This window comes from Coleofasciculus sp. F4-SAH-05 (assembly GCF_040222985.1).
Taxonomy (GTDB): Bacteria; Cyanobacteriota; Cyanobacteriia; order Cyanobacteriales; family Coleofasciculaceae; genus Coleofasciculus; species Coleofasciculus chthonoplastes.
In genome coordinates, this window is the sequence record NZ_JAVKBY010000241.1 from 35,953 (window position 1) to 57,333 (window position 21,381).

A 21,381-nucleotide genomic window follows, 5' to 3' on the forward strand; every position below is an offset into this window, starting at 1 on the left:
TTACCATTGACCCGCCAACGCCGCCCGACACCGTTCGCAAATGGTGGAATGCTCGATAATTTTACCCACAAAAGGTGAATAATTCCAGCAGCGATCGCACTTTTCCCCCTCCGCTTTAACAACTCCTACCCAAACGTGATCCGACTGACTGCGATAGTCAGCATTTTCAATCGCATCCGGGGAATCTAACACCTCAACTTGGGAGGCTAAGAACAGATAGCGCAACTCATCCACCCCGTTACTGAGAACCGTAAACCGTTCCCCTAGAATTCTGGGTTGGGGTTGGGGTTGGGGTTGTACTGGCGCTGGGGGTGCGGCTTCAGGTTCCGCCGTTTCGGGTTCCGCTTGGGGAGAACCTTCACCCAATACCTCTATTGTTAGCGATCGCGCTTTCTGGGCTAATTCTTGCCGATTGGGGGCGCGGAGTAAATAGCGATTGATAAACCAAGCACTGTAGCCTACTCCCACCAATTGTAGGATATCAGCCAATAAGGGTAAACGTGCGATCGAATCTAATACAGTTGCGGTTACTTTTAACGTAATCGGTACCGCTACCACTACCCCCACCGTTAACCATAGGCGCTGATTTTCGCTGAAAACTTGGCGTAGCGTCACCAATACATTAGACAGAATTTGATTAACATTCCACTCTTGTTCCCCTGTCTCTGAGGACAGAGTTTCTGAAGCTAATGCGGCTTCTGGTGCCTCCCCCATCACCATCAGTTCCGGTTTCGGGGTTTGCAACCACAGGCGCGGAATCCCCCTGGGGTTTAATTTCCGCAACTGTTGGCGTAATTGAGCATCAGGGACATGAAGCAACACTTTCGCTTCTAAAGAAGAGCCTATCATCTTCTCTGTCCTAGCTTGCTCTAAAACCTTATTCACCTCCGTGCGGATAGTCCGTAACCTTGTCCACTTCTCCACCAATTCCGGCTTTTTCCAGGTTTCATCTAACTGCACCCATCCCGACTCAAACACCGATTTATAGGGAGTGGGATAAGGCAGATATTGCCAGATATCTTCCGATGTATGGCATAATACAGGCGCGATCGATCGAGCTAAATTTTCCAGTGCGATCGCTAATACCGTCTGACAACTGCGTCGTCGTACCGAATCCGGATGACTAATATAAAGACGATCTTTCGCCATATCCAAATAAAAGTTGGACAAATCCACCACACAGAAATTCTGCACTGTTTGGAAGAAGCGGAAAAACTGATAAGTCTCAAACGCCTCCGTCACCTCACCAAACACCTCCGTCATCCGGTGCAGCATATAGCGGTCTAATTCCGGTAACTGTTCATACGCCACCGCATTTTTGGCGGGGTCAAAATCATGCAGATTTCCCAATAAAAATCGCGCCGTATTGCGAATCTTGCGATAAATATCGGAAAGCTGTTTCAGTATCCCTTGACCAATGGGGACATCCACCGAATAGTCCACCGATGACACCCACAGCCGCAGTAAATCCGCACCATACGGCGGTTCCTGTTTATGATTCTTTCCCCCTTCAATAATCGTCGCGGGGTCTACCACATTGCCCACAGATTTACTCATTTTACGTCCTTGTTCATCCAGAACAAAGCCGTGGGTTAATACCGATTTATAGGGCGCACAACCATTTGTCGCCACACTGGTGAGGATACTGGATTGAAACCAACCCCGATGTTGATCTGACCCTTCCAGGTACATATCTACAGGGTAGGATAATTCCTCACGCTCTTGGACAACTCCCGCCCAAGACGAACCGGAGTCAAACCAGACATCCATCGTATCGGTTCCTTTACGGTAGGTGCGACCATTATTCTGGTAGGATTCGGGCAATAATTCAGTTACAGACAATTCCCACCACGCATCGGACCCTTTTTCAGCAATAATCTTTTGGACGTGGGCAATAGTTTCTTCCGTCAACAGGGGTTCATTCGTCTCCTCGTCATAAAACACCGGAATCGGTACACCCCAACTCCGTTGGCGAGAGATACACCAATCGGAACGTTCCGACACCATAGCGGTAATCCGGTTTTCACCTTGGGGAGGAATCCAATTAACGGATTGAATCGCCTTCATTACTTCTTCCCGGAAGCCATCCACCGACGCAAACCACTGTTCCGTCGCCCGGAAAATAGTTGGTTCTTTGGTGCGCCAATCGTAGGGATATTTATGCACATAGTTTTCCTCTTTCAGGAACGAACCCACATCTTTGAGGGCGTCAATCACCGCTGGATTCGCATTCCGCAGCACATTTAACCCAGCAAAGGGTCCCGCTTCGGTGGTAAAATCTCCATTTCCATCTACGGGAGAGATAATCGGTAAATTGTAGCGCTGACCGACGATATAATCTTCTTGACCATGACCGGGTGCGGTATGGACTAAGCCGGTTCCCGATTCTGTGGTAATGTAATCGCCACCAATTACAATCGGACTCTCTCGGTCAAACAGGGGATGGCGATAGGTACACTGGTCTAATTCCTGTCCTTTCAGCGTGGTTTTGACGGTTAAGTCTTTATCCAGGGTTTGAGAGAGGCGTTCGACTAATTCCGCCGCCACGATTAAGTATTTAAACCCTTCGGCTTCCGTGTCTGAGTCGGTGGAGTCTGATTCTGGGGATTCCTCGTCTTGAGTGGGGGCAAATCCTTTTGCCTTTGTATTACTGGGTTTCGAGGATTTCTCCACCTCCTGACTGGCTGATTTCTCCGACACTTCCACGACGGCGTAGGTGAGTTCGGGATTCACCGCCACGGCTAAGTTACCGGGAATTGTCCAGGGGGTGGTTGTCCAGATAGCCACACCCAAATCTACTAAATAGGGTTTTAGCTTTGCTTCCACCGAGTCGGTGGCTTTGGTCAGGGGAAATGCGGCATAAAGACTGCGGGAGGTATGTCCTTCTGGATATTCTAACTCCGCTTCTGCCAAGGCAGTTTGGGAACTGGGACTCCAATGAACGGGCTTCATGCCCCGATAGATATACCCTTTTAGCACCATCTGACCAAATACGCCAATTTGGGCGGCTTCGTATTCTGGAGTTAAGGTCAGGTAAGGATGATCCCAGTCTCCCCATACACCATACCGTTGAAACCCTTGGCGCTGCTGATCAACCGTTTTCAGGGCAAATTTTCGGGCTTTGCGCCGCAGTTTTATCGGGGTTAGGGCTTGGCGTTCTTCAGAGTCCATGGCTTGCAGGACTTTCAGTTCAATGGGTAAGCCATGGCAATCCCAGCCGGGGACGTAGCGAACTTTATACCCTTGCAGCAGCTTATACTTATTGATGATATCTTTAAGAATTTTATTTAGGGCGTGTCCAATATGTAAAGCCCCATTCGCGTAGGGGGGACCATCGTGGAGAACAAAAATATCACCGGGATTTGTCTGTGACAGTCGCTGATAGATTTGTTGGTCTTGCCAAAATTGTTGCAGTTCCGGTTCCCGTTTGACCGCGTTTGCCCGCATACTAAATTGGGTTTGGGGCAGATTTACGGTGTCTTTGTAGGATTTAGCTTCTGTCACAGTTCGACCTATGGGCTAGTGGTTGTACGGATGGGGGAGTTGGGATTTTTCCCAATTATCCCTTTTTACAATAAGCAGCTTTATCTATCCCTACATTATGGGTGAGAATTTGCCATCCTTTGAACAGACCCCAACTAGATTGCTGGCAATTAGTTGGGGATTCTCCCCTGCTGTTACCACGAAGAGCCGCTGTTCTCGGTGGACATCAGGAACTTGGGTCCTTTATGCCCCTCCTCGCCATTTCTGAATCGGAGTTAAGACTGAAAAGCCATAAAAACGCACTAAGATTTCTACCCAGTAGATGCGTTATTGTAACAAATAATCTCTACTGGAACCCCCTAATCTTAAGTTTTCTAGGTTCTTTTGGTCGTGCCGAACAAATAAATGCCGCCGTACCTGTCGGAATTATACCAAAATTGTTAGTGTTTCGCTTTCCCCCACCTAAATCTTGCGATTTTAGATGGGGACTGCGCTCAACTTTTGTTCAACTTGACTGGGGAGAATTTTCTGAATCTTGAGATTGTCGGGTTTTGGCGTCACCCTCACCTATGGGTTCAGCGGGGGGTGATAATGGCGATTCTGGGGCAATATCTGCGACTGAGATGTCTGGAGACTCATCTGATTCCGGTTCCGGGGATTGGTTCGCGGCGTCTACCTGTTCGGGTTCAGGCGGATTCGGGCGCATCAGGGGTTCTGAGTCAGCGGGTTGAGTCGTCTCAGTTGCTGATTCTTCGGGGGTTTCTGGGGGTTGGATGTCTGGGTTCTGAGTGAGTTCCGGTTCAGTTGTTGGTGTTTCTGCTGCTGGGGTAACGTCAACGGTTTGGGTTTCCGCTGGGGTTTCGTCGGCTAGGGTTTCCTCCGGTGCGGCTGTTTCTTCTATATCCTGAGTCGGAGTTGGGGAAGCGTCGAGTGGGGTGTCTGGCGGACTAGATTCAGAGATTTCTGGTGCGGGTGAAGTGGAAATATCTTCTGATACTGTCTCAGGTTCCTTCGTTTTAGCGGGTTTTTCCTTACCTTTGCCCAAGAGATTATTGAAAAAGCCACTAATTCCCTGACTTTGTTTGGTTGGTTTCTGGACTGGTTTGGTGGGTGTTTCGGCTACAGGTGTATCAGTTAACGTCTGTTCCTCTAGGGGTGTCTCGGCTACAGGTGTCTCGGTTAACGTCTGTTCCTCTAGGGGTGTCTCGGCTACAGATGTCTCTGTTAATGTCCATTCTTCTAGGGGTGTCTGGGTTGGAGACTCGTCTGGGGCAAATTCCCCTATCTGTTCTGGCGGGGTTGTTTCCTCAGCGGGTTCCTCAACCCGTTCAGTTGGTGTTGTTTCTACTGTTTCCCTGACTTGAGTCGGTTCGGTGATATCCGCCATTACGGGTTCCTCTAGGGTTTCCGCTGGGGTTTCCGCTGGGGTTTCCTCGCTTACCTCCGTGGGAGAGGCGACGGGGACATCGCGTTCTTCCGATGGCGGTTGCACTTCCTCGGTTATTTCCGTAACTGTTCCAGGGAAGGATTCGCCAATTTCCGTTTTGGCTGGGGCGATTTCCGTCTCTGGCGCGGCGGGTTCTGTCACAGGTTCCGGTTCAGTCACGACTGGGGTTGGCGTAACGGGTTTTCTACGGAACACCCGGGCGACGGGTTGAACCACTAGGTTTTTTGCCAGTTGGAACATCCCAGAACTAGCTATTTTTTCCTGAACTTGGGGCGAAATTTCGGTTTGGGCTTCAGGTAAAGCCAACTGTCGCCGCATCATCAGGGTTTGCCAGCCTAACCACCCCAACAGGGATACACTGGCGATTTGACTCAGGAGTACCGCCCCGGTAATCCGCCCTGCACATACCCACAAGACGAGGGCGTAGAAAAATCCGACACCACTCCAGAAGAAGTCGCTTTTGCGGTGGACTTCGGGAAAAAAGAATGCTGCCATGTAATAGGCAAAGCTACCAAGACCGATAACCAACGCGAGGACGTATGGCAACATGAGGCGGATACTCCTTGAAACAGACGTTCATCATTGTAGAGGGTATAGGGTTAGAGGAACCCTTAACTCTATCCTTATTATTTTCAGCAGGTCGAGTGCGATCGCGCCAAGTCCATTGTAACGAGATGTTACAAGCTCCGGTTTATTCACCACCTTGTCGGGGTATCATCCTTGCGCCCGATTCAAGTCCCATCGCTGATGACAAACCCATGGTACTGACTGGTATACGGGTGGGTTGAGCGAAGTCGAAACCCACCCTACTATCAGCATTTTCCGGTTGACAACCTTTGCCATCCTACATGGCTATTTTGGCTAAAATAAGTGTTCAAAGAGATGTTAATCAAGAATGGAATGAATAATAGTTATCTTTTGGATACAAACATTCTAATTTATTACTTCAACCGCACTTTGGAAAGGTGCAGGGTTCAGGGTTGACTCAACCTACACTGATAAAGCCTATCCTTATTCTCATTCTCAACAGGTCGAGTGCGATCGCGTCGCTCAGAGGGGTGTTTGGGAGAAAAATCCCTCTAATTTAACACTCTACCTCCTCTCTAATTCCCCTGCACAAAATTTATTAATATCGCTGACATCGGGATGAGTTCTGAGATAGTCCCGCAACCAGTCGCAACCGCGAACCAGCAAGTCGTCTAACGTCTCCACCCGCCACAAGCGCACGGTTCCGTCTAATGAAGCGCTAGCAATTTGCTTCCCATCGGGGCTAAAGCTAACACTATTAACCGAAAATTCATGACCGCGAAGGACGGCTAATTCGGCTCCCTTTTCATCCCACAAGCGCACGGTTCCGTCCTCCGAAGCGCTAGCAATTTTCTCTCCATCGGGGCTAAACCTGACACTCCAAACCGGAGCTTGATGACCGCGAAGGACGGCTAATTTTTTGCCATTTTCATCCCACAAGCGCACGGTTCCGTCCTCCGAAGCACTAGCAATTTTCGCTCCATCGGGGCTAAAGCTGACAGTCCTAACCGAATCTTCATGACCGCGAAGGACGGCTAATTCTTTGCCATTTTCATCCCACAACCTCACCGTTCCGTCAGATGAAGCGCCAGCAATTTGCTTTCCATCGGGGCTAAAGTTGATACTCCTAACCCAAGATTCATGACCGCGCATAACAGCTAATTCGGTTCCCTTTTTATCCCACAACCGCACGGTTTTGTCCTCCGAAGCGCTAGCAATTTTCTCTCCATTGGGACTAAAGCTAATACTCCACACCCAAGATTCATGACCGCGAAGGACGGCTAATTCGGCTCCCTTTTTATCCCACAACCGCACGGTTTTGTCCTCCGAAGCGCTAGCAATTTGCTTCCCATCGGGGCTAAAAATAACACTATTAACCCAAAATTTATGACCGCGCAGGATCGCTAATTCGGCTCTATTTTCATCCCACAACCGCACGGTTTTGTCCTCCGAAGCGCTAGCAATTTTCTCTCCATCGGGGCTAAACCTGACACTCCAAACCCGATCTTGATGACCGCGAAGGACGGCTAATTCTTTGCCATTTTTATCCCACAAGCGCACGGTTCCGTCATATGAAGCGCTAGCAATTTGCTCTCCATCAGGGCTAAAGCTAACACTCCAAACCGCAGATTCATGACCACGCAGTTGATTTCGCTCACGGATTTGATCCAAAATCTGTTGCAGTGCGGAGAGGAGACTATAGGCGGGATACTGATTAATCGGTCGGTCTTTCACCAAGGCTTTTAGCTCTTTACCCGCTTCCATGGCGGTGAGTAATGCCGGAATTTGGGTATAGTTAAATTGCCGTAGGGCTATTGTGCCGCGCCGTTCAAGTTCCGTTCCTTTCAGGGCTTCTTCAATTTGTTTATTCGCTTTTCCTGTCCAAGCTAAAGCAAATCCGGCGCTGATTACTGTCAATACCAATACCACTGAACCCACACGCACTCGCCGCGATACTTTCCGATTTTCTGCGGCTAATTCCTGCTTGGTTTGCTCCGCTTGTTCCACCTCCACCATCACCCGTTCTCGTTCCCCTTGAACCAGGCTTAACTCTCCCCGCATCTGTTCAATACTCAGCTCTAACTGCTGACGCTGTTCCCGTTCCCGATTCAATTGAGCAATAATTTCTTGTATCTTTGGCTCTTGCTGCTGGCGAATAAAGGACACTAAATAATCATGTACCAACTGATAACGGTCATCCGGCGTATCGGGAACCACAAAAACTAACCCCGATAACACTAAAATCTCTAAAATTAAATCCAACTGACTCGCCGCTACTGTGACAAAATCCTTTAAATCTTCCTCCAACTCCCCACGAGTTTTCAGCAATCGCCGCTCTTTCTCATCGGTCAACAAATACAACAGCAATTCCGCTATTTGCTGATTCTCCTCCCCACAATCCTCCACCACTTCCGCCAGATAGCGCAGCACTAATTCTTCCTTTGTACCAAACTGTTGATAATCTGCTAACGTTCTAATCCCCTCCGCTTGCAGTTGCGCCCCGACTACCTGTAACTCAATCGGGCGTACTTTCTTATAATCTCCAGCTAAATCCTTAACCAGTTGTTCAATTAACGCCGCTTCCAACTTAAAATTAGACCGCTCGGTGAGTTGTACAATTAGGTTTTGGGCTTCCTCTGGGGTTAAGTTAGAAATTTTATAGAGAATATTCTTACTCAACAGGTCATAATTTGCCATTCCGGGTTGGTCTACTAAATAATGGAGGTAATCTCTGCGAATAGAAAAAATAACCGTCAGGGACAAAATGTCTAAACACTGACCTAAAAACTCAAAAAAATCAGTTTCAAATATTTTATTCTTGCAACCTTTGTCATCGGTAACAAAAAAGAATTCCTCAAACTGGTCAAAGATTAACACAATTCGCACCTGCTGGGTTTCACTCTGGCGCAAGGCGGCTAAAATTGCAGTTTTAGAATCAAGGGGTTGAATGATAGAAATATTTTGTGTTTCTAGCGCGGCGGTTAATTGCTGTCCTAATTCTCGTTCCCAATCGGTATAAACTTGGCTCAAAATTGGGATGATGCGTTGTCCACTGGCGGTAGTATGGTGTAGAGTTGGTATGAGTCCTGCATTGAATAAAGAACTTTTGCCTACGCCAGAATAACCGTAAATGACAATAACTTTATGATCAGAACGCTGCACTCGTTCGACTAATTCTCGCACATCTTTTTCCCAGCCTGAAGCGATAATTTCTGGGGCGATGAAACCTAACCCCCCAGCCCCCTTCCCTGCAAGGGAAGGGGGAGTATTCAAGAGGGAAGGGGAAGTATTCAGGACGGAATGTGGAGGATTTAGGACAGAATGTGGAGTATTCCGGACAAAATGTGAAGTATTCAAAGCCTCTCTCCTTGCAGGAGAGAGGTTTGGAGAGAGGTTTGCCCCAACAATCGATGGAACGCGACTGGCACCAATAAACGCTCTTAATCCTAATTGGGTTTCAACGGTTTGCCGTTCCTGCTTAATTTTAAAAGCTTTCAGATAATCTTTTGTCTGCCAATAGAGATCATGTAAATCCGCTAAAATATCCAAATAAAGCCGAGGATTGGATAACGGTTGACTCATCCCATGGGCAAATTCTAACTGTTCAATCGCGGCAGAACATTGACCTAAATTAACGTGCGATCGCGCTTTAATCCAATAGCATCTACTTTTTACCTCTATCTCTTCCCCAGGCGCAATTGTCTCAACCTGATTTAACGCCGCTTCCGCTAACTCCTTCGCGTCTTGCCAACGTTCTTTAGCCAACGCAACATCCGCCAAAAACGTATAATCCAACGCCAGTTTATCCCGTCGATTTTCCCCTTGGTCAAACGCCAACGCCTGTTCCGCCAACTCTTGTAATTGTTGCCAGTCCTGGAACTCCCGCAAAACCTGACCAAACACACCAATGGAATCAGCAATTAAATCCGGACGTTGCGCCCGATTAAAAGCAGTTAAGGCTTCCTGAATAGAGTCTTTAAGTTTCTGTTGAATCTGATTATATTCATCACTAGAAATTGTCGCAGGTTGAATCCGATTAATTTGGCAGAAATAACCATAAACTATCTCCTTTAAAACGATTCCTTGATAGTCGAAACGCTGTAATTCCTGCCAACGTACCAACGCTTGCTCATAATTAGTAATCGCCGCCTGAATATCTCCCTGTTGCTCTTGACAAACCCCCAATACTGTGAATAACGCCGCCGCTAATTCCGGTTCTAACCCCTTATCCTCTACCTGTAATTCCCCTTCAGCCGCCTCTAATTCCGCCCTAAGTTCAATGCACTCCGTATCGGTTAAATTCAACCCATCCGCCAACCATTGATCTGCTTTATCTTTAATAAACGCCGCCAACTCCCCACGGCTAATCGTAAACTGGCTACTCACCCCCCAACTTTCCAAATTTCGGGCAAACTGCATCCATTGCGCCTTCACCGAATCCGTCACCCAAACCACCACCGGAAACGGACAATGGTGACGAAACTCTTCCCGCACCAAATCCGCCCCCGCCAACATCCTCTCCAGGGATAGCACCGACTCCAACCCCAAAACCATCAGCGCCCCCGGTTTATCCTGACTGTTCACAGGATCTGGAAAACCTCTCTCCAAACCTCTCTCCTGCGAAGAGAGAGGCTTTGAATTTTCCCCCTGCAACTCCGTCTGAATTCGTTGATATAGCGCCGTATCATCAGGGTTCAGCGTAATCGTGCGAATGTTCAGAGGAGAAGAATCTTGGAGACATTGAATCAGACGCGATCGCACTCTGTCATAATTACATCGAGCAAAAATCAGCAAAAACTTACCCTGAAAGGCGTCCAGCGTCAACGCCAGTTCCTCTAATTCCGTCTTATTCTCCGGTGTAATATCAGGTAGCTGCGACATCGTTTTGTTCGTAGTTGCGCTTGTAGTTGCGCTTTAGCGCCATCATCGCCTCAACACTTACCCTCAAATTCTAAGCAATATTATCTGACATAGATTAAGCAAAGGGCGACCCGAGTAAATTGAGTGGAATTGAGTTGTTCATTAATCCAAGCGGGTCGCCCCTACAGCAGTCTCGGCGGTTAAGTCCAATCCTCATCAGTTCATCATTTAAACCGTATGGTTCTAGAATAGCGAAATCCTTATACCTCAATTTATTACAAAACGATGACAAAAAGGCGTCAAAATACGCCACAATAAAGAATCAAAACCAGTGACTTAACAAACACATCGCTATTTTAAACTTGAATGACACGAAAGCCTCACGATCAATTTGCCAAGCAATACCTAGAGGAATTATTAGCCCCTCTAGGAAACGTCGAAACCAGTCGGGAAATATCCCCCGAAATCCGCCAAGTTGATGTTTGGTTTGTGCCAACACCATCACCAGCAACAGCACCCGAAAACCTCGGATTACTGGGACGAATGGCAACAACCGCCTGTCTATTAGAACCCTTCCGCAATCCACCCAGCCCCGCCGAGGTACTCGACTGCCAAAGCAAGTTAAACTCAGTACGCAGTGAAATGCGGCGAAAAGCCAGACGAGAACGGACTTCATTTCCCGAAACCGATTGGCCCCACTTGTGGATTCTCTCACCCTCTTGTTCCACAAGATTATTAAACGGATTTGGTGCAAGACTGAAGCAGTCAGGAAACTGGGGAGACGGTGTATATTTTATGCCAGAGTTCCTGAAAACAGGATTAATCGCCATCAACCAACTGCCCGTCACTGAAGATACACTATGGTTAAGGGTTTTGGGAAAACGCGGAACTCAGAAGCAAGCGATCGATGAATTGGTCGCTTTACCCCAACAGAACCCCTATCGGCAGACAATTTTACAGATTCTGGCAAACTGGCGTATCACGATCAACGAAAGCGACAATTTAAGTGAACAGGACAGGGAATTGCTCATGAACTTATCACCAGCTTACTTAAAATGGCAAGAAGAAACCTTAGAACAAGGCAAGCGAGAGGGGATACAAGAAGGCAAACTTGAAGGCAGACTTGAAGGACAACGCCAAATGGCGGAAAACTTTCTCCGAGTGCGATTTGGTGAACTTGACCCAGACTTAGTGAGTGCGATCGCGCCCATGTTACAGTTACCCCCTCAGGAGTTGACTCGGCTGTTATTTAACCTTGAACGAGAGGAACTGTTACTGTGGTTTGGTAATCTGCCAATGCGAGACGAAACCTCAAGACAAGAAGCTGTAGGACGGTTTCTGAGAGTACGATTTGGAGAACTTGACCCCGAATTAGCGAGTGCGATCGCATCAATGTTACAATTACCTTCCCAAGAATTAACTCCCCTACTAACTACCCTTTCCCGTGAGCAATTGTTAGAACAATTTGCCCCAAATACAAATGACGAATGACAAAGGACAAATGACTCATCCCCTTAACTCCTTAGCCTCTGTCAAAACCGGATTAATATCAAACCAAGACTCGCCGCGATCGCGATATTCAAACACCAACCGACTGTAAATTAATTTCTGATACCCATCATCCCCACTAACCTTCTTCCGTTCCCGGACTTTCCGCAATAACGCCCATTCGTGATCATCAATGGTAAGCGTCATTTCATTACGACGACTACGAATCAAACCCTCCAACGTTTCACGAGTCAACCGCCCTTGTTTGAGATCCTTCTTCAACCACTGGATCAACAGTTGTAATAAATCCCGCACATGACCGCCACTGACGCGACACAAGCGGTCTAAACTCTCCGGATGGTCAAAAATGTCATTTACCCGATTTAACCGCCCTTGTTCGTCCAAATCCGGCAACGCCCGCGCCAATACCATCTGTCGCAGTAACGCCATCCCCTCCTCGCAGTCACTCCCATCTACTTGCTGCACCTGTACCATGGGCAAAACTTTGGGTTCTTCCTTGTATCGTTGGGTTAACCGCGCATAGGTATCAGCAAACTTTAACGCCAAGGGCATGGTATAAACGACATGGCAATTAAACTTTTGCAAATATTCCGCCTGATCAATAAAAATATATTCCTGTTGCGATCTCCCCCAACCTTTGGTTTGACCCTCAATCCGATCCAAGTTATCGACAATCACGACTAATCCTTGTTTCCCCTGCTGTTGCAACTGCGCGATCGCAGGTTCAATCAATTCCTGATTAATCGCCGCTAATAACTCGGCTTTCTTAGGTCCCAGAAACTGATTCAGTCGTTCTCGCAATCCCGAATCTGCTCGCGCTTTAGCGGTAATCTTACCAATCCCAAACGCCAAAGACAACGCCCCTTTGTCATTCGCCTTCATCTTTACATCGGGAACCCCTGGCATTTTCGGCAAGCCTAACTCCACCTCCGATAAATCATACTCCGTCTGCAACAGTTCCGCCGTCCGTTTCAGCAACCGCTTCAATCCCTGGGGTTCCGCGATCGCAAGATCTTCCAGACTCTGACTAATCCGCCGTGCGATCGCCAGTAACACATCCGCAATATCCACATCTGCCATTTCCAAGTCATCACTCGACTCAAAATAAACAACATGGAACCCCTCCGCCTCCAATTCCGCCTTTAGCCGCAGTAACTCCGTGGATTTGCCACAACCGATATGTCCAGTAAACAAATCACAACTTGGCTGATTGGCATAGAATATGGTAATATTTTCCTTCAACTCCTCAATAATCGTCCCACCGCGAACCGGAGAAAAGTCGATATAGTATTTGCGATCTTCAGGATCAGCGATATTAATCGTCTGACCGGGATTTGTCGCCTTAAAAAATGTCAGTAAATCTACACTCATACTATTTGAGATTTAGCTGTAACCTTATCCCAAGCCCAAGGATTGAGTCAGGGATACTTTAGTTTACTCCTTATCAAGATTGAGTCATACCAAAAACGCGACTGAAATTATATCGCCCTAATTTGATGATAATAATTAGGTTCGTACATTGTAGGGGCGCACCGACGTGCGCCCTTTGCCGACGTGCGCCATCAACCTATACTTTTGCTGATAGATGATACCTTGGGGAAGGGCGGGTTTTTCAATATCTAGGTTTATTTCTATCCGATAACAGTCAAACCCGCCCCTACAAACAAACTTTAAATTCTCCTCTTAATCTGGCACGTAATTATGATCTGCTGAATAAGTCTTGTGGTGGGGAGAGGCAATAGGGAACACCTCGGACTTCGGCGTGAGGCTTCGACGGTGAGCGCTCAGCCGAACCGCGCGGCAACTGAGCCTGTCGAAGTTCAGTCGAACGCTTCGCTCGGTGTTTCATAGGCAATGGGCAATAGTTTCAACCCTCTGTTGATGTAAAATTCGGCGTTTAGGTCGGCGAAAATCTCATAATGCAAGAGTGTAAGGGTGTAAAAACTTTGCACTTGTTGGATAAAAAAATGGTTTGAAACCCTTGTATAGTATAGCTTGCCGATTAATTCAGCAAGCCCTAATTCTTCTTTAGCAAGCATCAGTTAGAGAGAAAAGTGATAGTTGTTCAAATTTAGGTGTTTTGAGTTGGACGATCTTATTTGCTAAGATACAATCCATAACCCACCCAGCCATAACCGGGGGAATGGCATTTCCGAAAAGAGCATATTGATCATAGATAGATATCCCCGCACAATGTTCATCTGGAAAGCCCTGAATGCGAGCATATTCTACATTAGTCAGACGGCGGAACTGATTACCAATTTTATAGCGCTCATAGTGGCGACTCGTTGTTGAGGTAAGTGTTGGTGCAACACCATCAATACCAAATACAGTGTAACCCATTCGCGCTCCCCCACTTTGATTGTAGAGAATTTGTACACCTTGGACAAAATCATTAACTGGGGTACTGGTTTGTAAACGGTTTAACGTAGACTCAGTAAAATCAAATTGGCAATCGACATCTGACTCAAGAATTGCCCGTAATGGGACAATCGGTGTAACTGGATAAAATTGGGCAAAATTGTAGCCGAAAAAACGACCTATTTTGGCTAATCCCCAAGTTGAAAATCTATTGCTATGGTCGTTTATTGTTGTCCATTGTTCAATATTATTCAGGGTTTGAAACGTTGAGTCGGATAACTCAGCGATATTTTCAGTTGAGGCAAGTCTGATATTGGGAAAATTATCCTTTGTATCCTTTTCTAAGCTTCCCAGGATGACAACTCGTTGACGATTTTGGGGTAAACCGAAATGCATAGCGTTAACCAAACGCCACTCAATCGTATAGTCCAAATGAGCTAACTCATTGAGTATCGTGGCGAAATGAGTCCCTTCCTCCATCGACAGCAAACGTTTGACATTCTCTAAGATAAAAAACCTGGGCTTGTGTCTTTGCAAAACCTCAATAATCACTTGAAAAATATGACCGCGTGGATCTCGCACTCCCTTTTTTTTGCCAGCACTACTAAACGGTTGACAGGGAAAACCAGCCGTTAACAGATCATGAGGCGGAATTTTATCAACTCGTTGATAAATATCACCCTGATGTAATTGTGCCTTTCCAAAGCGATCGCGGTATACTTGACAGGCTTTCGGACAACGATCATTTGTCCAGATTGTGCCTATATTTCTCTGATTCGCCGCAATCCGGAATCCTCCAATCCCGCAAAATAACTCAACGGTTGTACAGATGTCATTTGTCATTTGTCACTTGTCATTTGTAAAGGTTTGAGGTTTGTTGACATAACTTAATATAGTCGAGTTTATTTCCACCAACCTACTTAATCTGTGTCATTCAATCGTGAGTCTTCTGGAGAATCTCATTCAATCTGTGTAATCTGTGTTACTGCATACGATCAATGGTGCGATATTGAATAGCTTCAGCAATGTGTGACATTTGCAACGTTTCAGCCCCCGATAAATCGGCAATTGTGCGGGCGACTTTGAGGATGCGATCGCTTGCCCGGGCAGATAGTCCGAGTTTGCGAATTGCCCCTTCTAAAAGATTGCGACTCCTATCATCTAAATGACACCATTGTCTCAAATGACCACTTTGCATCTGGGCATTACAGCGCAGTGAGGGTTCTGAGTTGAAGCGATGACGAGTGCGATCGCGGGCTACTTTTACTCTCTCCCTTACGGCTTCTGACGCCTCGCTTTGGGGTTGTCGAGTAATCTCTTCGGGTTTGAGGCGATTTACCGCAACTTGTAAATCTATCCGATCCATGAGTGGACCAGAAAGTTTTGCCCAATAGTTCTCCCGTTGTCGCGCTGAACAGGTGCAGGGTTGCAGGGTATCGCCAAAGTAACCACAGGGACAGGGATTAGTACTAGCAACTAAGGTAAATTGTGCCGGAAACAAGACGGATTGTCGGGTGCGAGAAATGGTCACATAACCATCTTCTAAGGGTTGGCGCAAAAATTCCAATACATTGCGCTTAAATTCGGTTAATTCATCTAGGAATAATACCCCTCGATGCGCCAAAGAAATTTCTCCAGGACGAGGAAAACTGCCCCCCCCAACTAATGATGGACCTGAGGCAGAATGGTGGGGACTGCGGAAGGGGCGATGTCTGATTAATCTGCCTTTATCTTTAAGTAATCCGGCTACAGAATAGATTTGGGTGACTTCCAGGGCTTCTTCAAAACTCAAGGGTGGTAAAATTCCTGGTAATCGTCGCGCTAGCATGGTTTTACCGCTTCCCGGTGGACCGACGAAAATTAAATTATGACCTCCGGCTGCGGCTATTTCTAACGCCCGACGCGCATGGGATTGACCTTTGACTTCGTTTAAGTTTCCGCCTGTAAACTGATAGGAGGATGATTGAGGGAATTCATCCATCGCTACCGGGGAATAGCGTTCGGGTTGGTTCAAGAAATCTGCTACATCAGCCAGATGCTGGAACCCATACACGTCTAGTCCACGCACCACGGCGGCTTCTTGGGCATTATCAGCGGGTACAACTAACCCAGAAATCCCCAAACTTTGGGCGGCGGCGGCGATGGGTAAGACTCCCGCAATGGGGCGTAAATTGCCATCCAAGGAGACTTCGCCTAAAAATAGATAATCGCCTAATAATTCAGGATTGACTTGTTGCGAGGCGGCGAGAATTCCCACACTAATGGGTAAATCAAAGCTGGGTCCTTCTTTGCGTAAGTCGGCGGGAGTGAGATTAATCACGATTTTCCGCATCGGGAAGACAAACCCGGCATTTTTTAACGCCGCCCTCACCCGTTCTCGCGATTCTTGGACGGCGGTATCGGGTAATCCCACGACAACAATTCCGGGTAATCCGCCTGACACATCGACTTCCACACCGACTTTCACCGCATCGATGCCAACTAGCGAAGCACTCCAAACCCTGGCAAGCATGTCTGTTGATCCTGAGTTTTATTGGCAATTATAGGACGTGCGATCGCAGCTATCAATACAAACAGGGTTCTCGTGCGATCGCGCATTTGTAGGGGCGGGTTTTACTACCAACTGATGTTACTCACCATTTACTTCTCTAAACCCGCCCCGATCCCGTCCAGAAGGAGTAGATTTAGGATCTGCTGAATAAGTCTTGCGGTGGGGGTAGGAAGCAGGGGGAGCAGGGGTAAATTTTTCCTGAATCTTAAGCTGGGGTTTTTTAGGGTGTCACACCCAGCCGGACATGATATCCATCGTGCCTCAATTCCATAGCTTGGAAGTTAAGTAATTCGCTTGTTCATACCGTCCTTGAGACTTATAGAGGGCTGCCAAATTATTTAAACTGATCGCCACATCGGGATGGTCTTCTCCCCATAAGCGTTTGCCCAGTTCCAAAACTTTCAGATAGAGGGGTTCGGCTTGCTCGTAGCGTCCTTGATAATGGTAGAGTAATGCCAAATTATTCATACTGGTGACTACATCGGGATGGATATCCCCCAATAAACGTTTTCTCAAATGTAAGGCTTGCATATAGAGGGGTTCGGCTTTGTCATAGTGTCCCTGATAATGATAAAATAATGCTAAATTATTCAGACTCGTTGCTACATCCGGATGGTTCTCTCCCAATAAGCGTTTCCGAATATTTAACGCTTCTAAATAGAATGATTCGGTTTTGTTATTGGGTCCTTTGGAAAAGTAAAGTCCTGCCAAATTATTCAAACTTTGTGCTACATCGGGATGGTTTTCTCCTAACAAGCGTTTTCTAATGTCTAACGCCTGGAGATAGAGGGGTTCGGCTTTTTCGTAGCGTCCTTGACAGAAGTAGAGGGCGGCTAAGTTGTTGAGGTTGGTGGCGACATCGGGATGGTTATCTCCCAATAAGCGTTTTTGCAAGTCCAAGGCTTGCAGATAAAGGGGTTCAGCATCCTCATAGCGCCCTTGGGACTTATAAAGGGCGGCGAGATTGTTCAGGCTTGTGGCGACATCTGGATGCTCTTCGCCCAACAAACGTTTTTCGATGTCTAAGGATTGCAGATAAAGGGGTTCAGCATCCTCGTAGCGTCTTTGATAATGATAAAGTAAGCCTAGATTACTAAGGCTGGTTGCCACATCCAGATGCTCCTCGCCTAAGTTACGTTTCCTCAAGTCCAAGGTTTGCAGATAAAGGGGTTCGGCGTCTTCATAGCGTCCTTGACAAAAATAGAGGGTGGCTAAATCGTTGAGACTATGAGCGAGATCTGGATGATCATCACCCAGTAAGCGTTTCCTCAAGTCCAAGGCTTGCAGATAAAGAGGTTCGGCTTGGGCGTAATGTCCTTGAGCCTGGTAAAGTTTTGCCAAGTTGTTGAGGCTGGTGGCGACATCAGGATGAGTATCGCCCAACCAGCTTTTTCTGAGTTCTAAGGCTTCTAAATAAAGGGGTTCAGCTTCTCTGTAGCGTCCTTGCAGCCTGTAGAGTTCGGCTAGATTATTCACCGTTTCGGCTAAGGTTGTTTCTAAGCCGAGTTCTTTTTTTAGCTGAATGGCTTGACTCAAATACTCAACGGCTAAGGCTTGTTCTTGGGGATAATTTAGAGATTCACCCTGTTCTAGGCGTCGTTGATAAACTTGTCCGACTTGAGCATATAAGGTTGCCAAATTCGGGTCGTTGACGCCGTGTTTGGCTTTGGTATACTCGATCAAGGCGTTGAGATCGGCGACAGGAAAGACGGATACGTTTTGATCCCAAGCGTCGCTTTCTTCGATAAGATGGCGGAATGGCTCAATGTTTTGAATGGGAATAGCGGCTGTTTTTTGGGAGTGGAAGCGAAAGATAGCTTGACAGCAATTTTGGAACTCTGGGGCGTTTTGACTTAGCTGACTCTCTAGTTGGTGAGTTAGCCACAGGACAAGTGGACTAGCCTTGGCGGATAAGGCGTCTTGGGTTTCTGGTAAGGAGGCGAAAAAAATTTCCTGTTCTGAATGCTGAGCGTCGAATTTGAGCCAGAGAAGTTGTTCCGCACCCGTCACGGTGACAACAGCGTTTCCCCCCTGACGTAAATCGTCATTGGTTTGGACGAGTTCAGTAATGGCGTGGCTCAGGTTCGGGTCATCCTTAACCAAAGTAACGCGATGCGATCGCATAGAGGCGGCGAGTTCGGTTTCATAGCGTTCAATCAGTTGGTTGCGGTAATGGATATCATCACAAACCGCTAGGATTACACTCAACTTACCTTGACTGGCTTGAATCGCTGTCAGTAAATCCCCATACGTTTTTTCATTATCAACCGTCGGGTCAGACAACTCCGTCATCATGAAATTAACCTCCAATCTTGTAATCGCTCTTGAACGATTCGGTGAACCTCATCGGTTTTGACGATTGCCATACTCTACAACATTAAGACTATACAGCTTATGCCCAAATTCCAGTGTTTTGGGTTCATCCGGTTAAAGTCATAGCTAGTTGTGTTTAAGAGTTTATAGTCGAGTTCACCTCAAAAAATGACAAAGTTATTGTGAATCGCGTTAATCCGAATCAATTCTAAGCACATTCGACAAGAGTTATCCTTGATTCGGAGCGTTTGGCAGCAACACCCACTCCTATAGGGTACATTCTCTTTAGCTGTCTGTCGATTTCGTTTTTCTCCCTTATCTCCCCTATCTTCCCCATCTCCCCTATCTTCCCCATCTCCCCTATCTTCCCTATCTCCCCTATCTCCCCTAAAAATTATCCCATCGCCGCACGCAGATCATCGAGATTTTTCCGAATTGTTGCTGTAGTCGGATGATTAACGCCGAGTCGTTCTTCACAAATCGTCAACGCTTGGACATACAGGGGTTCGGCTAATTCATATTCTCCTTGAGACGAATAAAGTCCTGCCAAATTATTCAGATTTTGTGCCACATCTGGATGCTCATCCCCTAGCCAGCGTTTTCCCAACTCCCAAGCTTGCGAATAGAAGTCTTTGGCTTTGTCGTGACGTCCTTGAAAGAAGTAGAGTATGGCTAAATTATTCAGATTTTGTGCCACATCGGGATGTTCATCTCCCAGTAAGCGTTTCCGCAACTCTAAGGCTTGCAGATAGAGAGGTTCGGCTTCATCGTAGCGTCCCTGCGTGGAATAAAGTTCGGCGAGATTTTTATAGAGTGCAGCTAAGTTATTCAGGCTGCTTAAAACATCGGGATGCTCCTCTCCTAATAACTGTCTACCCACATCCAACACCTCCACATAAAGAGGTTCGGCTTGCTCGTAGCGTCCTTGATAATGGTAGAGCAATGCTAAGTTATTCAGGCTAGTCACTACATCGGGATGGTTCGCGCCGAATAACCGTTTCCTTAAGTCCAACGCTTGGCGATACAGAGGTTCGGCTTCCTCGTAGTGTCCTTGGGAGTGGTGGAGTAATGCTAAATTATTCAGATTCGTGGCGATATCCGGATGAGTATCGCCCAATAAACGTTGCCAGATTTCCAACGCTTGGCGATAGAGAGGTTCGGCTTCACCCTGGCGTCCTTGAGAGAAGTAGAGTCCGGCTAAGTTGTTGAGGCTTTGTGCCACATCGGGATGATTATCACCGAATAAGCGTTTCCTGATTTCCCAGGCTTGCAGATAGAGGGGTTCGGCTTCGTCGTAGCGTTCTTGGAAGAAATAGAGTGCAGCTAGATTGTTCATATTAGTCGCCACATCGGGATGCTCATCCCCCAACAGACGCCTCATTACCTCCAAGGCTTGCAGATAGAGGGGTTCGGCTTGGGTGTAGTGTCCTTGGGTTCTGTAGAGTTCGGCTAAATTATTCAGGCTAGTGGCGAAATCCGGATGGTTCCTTCCCAGTAAGCGTTTCCTCAGTTCTAAGGCTTGCAGATAAAGCGGTTTGGCTTGGTCATAGCGTCCCAGCAAGAAGTAAAGTAAGGCGAGGTTGTTCAGACTGGTGGCAACATCGGCATGGTTCTCTCCTAAATTGCGTTTCCGTAACTCCAAGGCTTGCAGATAAAGAGATTCGGCTTCATCGTAGCGTCCTTGGAAAAAGTAGAGGGCGGCGATATCGTTGAGGCTAATGGCAACATCGGGATGGTTCTCTCCTAAGTTACGTTTTCTTAAATCTAAGGCTTGGAGATAGAGGGGTTCGGCTTGGGGATATTGTCCCTGAGAGTGATAGAGTCGTGCTAGGTTGTTGAGGCTGGTGGCGATATCAGGATGGTTCTCTCCTAAGTTACGTTTCCTTATGTCTAAGGCTTGCAGATAAAGCGGTTCGGCTTGGTCATAGCGTCCATGGGTTCTGTAGAGTTCCGCCAGATGATTCAGAGTTGTCGCTAAATCAGTTTCTAAACCCAATCGTCGTTGCAGGTCAACCGCTTTATGGAAATATTCAACGGCGAGGGCAAGTTCGTGCTGGTAATCCTCAAATTCCCCGTTTTCCAGTCGGCTTTGGTAGAGTTGTCCGAGTTGAGCATATAAGTTCGCCAGACTCGGGTCTTGGCTTCCACCTTTTGCTTCAGTTTGTTGAATTAAGGCTTTGAGGTCTGCTAATGGTATCACCTGGTTTGCCCCTTAATGCGTCTATCCTTCCTGTACTATAGCAATCCTTTTTGGTTGAGGTTAGGGTAGGGGATGAAAAAGTGGTGAACGTATCGGGCTGGGTGTCACTCTACTTTTTTTTTACCCTGA

Annotated in this window: 11 protein-coding genes; 2 read left to right on the forward strand and 9 right to left on the reverse strand. The window is 47.1% G+C overall.

Annotated elements, in window-relative coordinates; genetic code table 11:
* On the reverse strand, nucleotides 1-3,504 hold the full coding sequence (ileS, locus tag RIG27_RS29475) for an isoleucine--tRNA ligase (RefSeq protein WP_446350669.1): 3,504 nt from the start codon (nucleotides 3,502-3,504) through the stop codon (nucleotides 1-3).
* 484 nt (nucleotides 3,505-3,988) lie between these two features.
* Nucleotides 3,989-5,479, reverse strand: coding sequence for a Ycf66 family protein (locus RIG27_RS29480; protein WP_446350670.1), 1,491 nt, complete (start codon nucleotides 5,477-5,479; stop codon nucleotides 3,989-3,991).
* 14 nt (nucleotides 5,480-5,493) lie between these two features.
* On the opposite strand from RIG27_RS29480, the gene RIG27_RS29485 reads away from it, so the two are divergent.
* The gene (locus tag RIG27_RS29485; protein ID WP_446350671.1) at nucleotides 5,494-5,718 is read left to right on the forward strand and encodes a hypothetical protein; all 225 of its coding nucleotides are present in this window, start codon (nucleotides 5,494-5,496) and stop codon (nucleotides 5,716-5,718) included.
* Nucleotides 5,719-6,022: 304 nt separating this feature from the next.
* Here RIG27_RS29485 and RIG27_RS29490 read toward each other — a convergent pair whose 3' ends face one another.
* The gene (locus tag RIG27_RS29490; protein ID WP_446350672.1) at nucleotides 6,023-10,339 is read right to left on the reverse strand and encodes an nSTAND1 domain-containing NTPase; all 4,317 of its coding nucleotides are present in this window, start codon (nucleotides 10,337-10,339) and stop codon (nucleotides 6,023-6,025) included.
* A 345-nt stretch (nucleotides 10,340-10,684) separates the two neighbouring features.
* On the opposite strand from RIG27_RS29490, the gene RIG27_RS29495 reads away from it, so the two are divergent.
* Entirely contained in the window at nucleotides 10,685-11,809 is a 1,125-nt protein-coding gene (locus tag RIG27_RS29495) for a hypothetical protein (protein ID WP_446350673.1), read from the forward strand.
* A 15-nt stretch (nucleotides 11,810-11,824) separates the two neighbouring features.
* Here RIG27_RS29495 and RIG27_RS29500 read toward each other — a convergent pair whose 3' ends face one another.
* From RIG27_RS29500 to RIG27_RS29525, 6 genes are all read right to left on the reverse strand, one after another.
* Nucleotides 11,825-13,198, reverse strand: a complete 1,374-nt coding sequence (locus RIG27_RS29500; protein WP_446350674.1) for an ATP-binding protein — start codon at nucleotides 13,196-13,198, stop codon at nucleotides 11,825-11,827.
* Nucleotides 13,199-13,647: 449 nt separating this feature from the next.
* Nucleotides 13,648-13,866 (reverse strand): hypothetical protein, encoded by a 219-nt coding sequence (locus tag RIG27_RS29505; RefSeq protein ID WP_446350675.1) that lies wholly within the window; start codon nucleotides 13,864-13,866, stop codon nucleotides 13,648-13,650.
* On the reverse strand, nucleotides 13,856-15,031 hold the full coding sequence (locus RIG27_RS29510) for a DNA cytosine methyltransferase (protein WP_446350676.1): 1,176 nt from the start codon (nucleotides 15,029-15,031) through the stop codon (nucleotides 13,856-13,858). Before RIG27_RS29510 ends, RIG27_RS29505 begins: the two co-directional genes overlap by 11 nt.
* Before the next feature lie 139 nt (nucleotides 15,032-15,170).
* The gene (locus RIG27_RS29515) at nucleotides 15,171-16,700 is read right to left on the reverse strand and encodes a YifB family Mg chelatase-like AAA ATPase (RefSeq protein WP_446350677.1); all 1,530 of its coding nucleotides are present in this window, start codon (nucleotides 16,698-16,700) and stop codon (nucleotides 15,171-15,173) included.
* A gap of 300 nt (nucleotides 16,701-17,000) precedes the next feature.
* Nucleotides 17,001-19,034 carry a tetratricopeptide repeat protein gene (locus RIG27_RS29520; RefSeq protein WP_446350678.1) on the reverse strand — a complete coding sequence of 678 codons (2,034 nt, stop codon included), beginning with the start codon at nucleotides 19,032-19,034 and terminating at the stop codon, nucleotides 17,001-17,003.
* Nucleotides 19,035-19,446: 412 nt separating this feature from the next.
* A complete protein-coding gene (locus RIG27_RS29525) occupies nucleotides 19,447-21,252 on the reverse strand; it encodes a tetratricopeptide repeat protein (RefSeq protein ID WP_446350679.1) in 1,806 nt (601 codons plus the stop codon).
* Between the last annotated feature and the right edge of the window lie 129 nt (nucleotides 21,253-21,381).